Below are 1417 nucleotides of genomic sequence, written 5' to 3'. Positions count from 1 at the left end.
CTCACCCACCGAACCGCTGATCACACAGGGGCGACGGCCCGCCGGCGCCGCTCGGGGGTGTCCGACGGATCTTGCCGCCCGCGGCGGGCTGCTCCCCTCCCCTTCTCACAACTGGGGCTCCGCTCCTGGTGACGCAATCCAGCCCCTCCGGCGTTTGAGGAGCGGGGTCCAGGGGCGGAGCCCCGGCGGCGCTAGCCGGCCAGCCAGGTGCGCAGTCGCTCCTCGGCCTCCAGCACTGCGGCGACCGGTACGTGTTCCTCGCGGGTGTGGGCCAGCTTCGGATCGCCGGGGCCGTAGTTCACGGCGGGCACGCCGAGCGCCGAGAAGCGGGCGACATCGGTCCAGGCGTCCTTGGGGGCCACCTCCACCCCGAGCGTCGCCACGAGGGCGGCGGCCGACGGGTGGCCGAGACCGGGCAGGGCGCCGGGCGCGCTGTCGGTCAGCTCGATGTCGAAGCCGGTGAAGACCTCGCGGACATGCGCGAGCGCCTCCTCCTCCGAGCGGTCGGGGGCGAAGCGGAAGTTCACCGTCACCGTGCAGAAGTCCGGGATGACATTGGTCGCGTGGCCGCCGTCGATCCGTACCGCGTTGAGGCCCTCGCGGTAGGTGAGCCCGTCGATCTCCGCCCGCCGGGGGACATATCCGGCCAGCCGGTCCAGGATCGGCGCGGCCTTGTGGATGGCGTTCTCACCGAGCCAACTGCGCGCGGAGTGGGCGCGCCGCCCCTGCGTGCTCACCCGTACCCGCAGGGTGCCCTGGCAGCCGCCCTCGACCTTGCCGTCGGTGGGCTCCAGCAGCACGGCGAAGTCTCCGGCCAGCCACTCGGGGTGGTTCCTGGCCAGCCGCCCCAGCCCGTTCAGCTCGGCGGCGACCTCTTCGTGGTCGTAGAAGACGAAGGTGAGGTCGCGGTTGGGCTCGGGCACGGTCGCGGCCATGCGCAGTTGTACGGCGACGCCGGACTTCATGTCGGAGGTGCCGCAGCCCCACAGCAGGCCGTCGTCGTCGAGGCGGGAGGGCACGTTGTCGGCGATCGGCACGGTGTCCAGATGGCCCGCCAGCACGACCCGCTCGCCCCGCCCGAGGTTCGTACGGGCGACGACGGCGTCCCCGTCCCGGTCGACGGTCAGATGCGGCAGGGCCCGCAGGGCCTGCTCCACGGCGTCGGCGAGCGCCTTCTCCTCACCGCTGACCGAGGGGAAGTCGACGAGCCGGGCGGTGAGCCGGGCCGCGTCCAGGGACAGGTCGAGTTCTGGATGTGCCATACGGCCGACCCTAGCCGGTCGCCCCGAGCGTCCGGCTGCCCCGGTCCGGGCGGCCAGAGGGCCTCGGACCGACGGCCGAGGCGGCCCCGGCCCCAGCCCCAGCCCCACACCCCGGCTCAGGCTCCGGCTCCGGCTCCGGCGGCCCACGCCGCCCC

Annotated in this window: 1 protein-coding gene; it reads right to left on the bottom strand. The window is 74.0% G+C overall.

The features are described from left to right. Positions 1–191 precede the first annotated feature (191 nt). Positions 192–1262, bottom strand: a complete 1071-nt coding sequence (dapE, locus tag KN815_RS42230; protein WP_216347072.1) for a succinyl-diaminopimelate desuccinylase — start codon at positions 1260–1262, stop codon at positions 192–194. Between the last annotated feature and the right edge of the window lie 155 nt (positions 1263–1417).

The sequence above is a fragment of the Streptomyces niphimycinicus genome (assembly GCF_018883605.1).
In the GTDB taxonomy this organism is placed as follows: domain Bacteria; phylum Actinomycetota; class Actinomycetes; order Streptomycetales; family Streptomycetaceae; genus Streptomyces; species Streptomyces niphimycinicus.
Note: the sequence above shows the minus strand (reverse complement) of the source record. Positions and strands in the feature narration are given on the sequence as shown.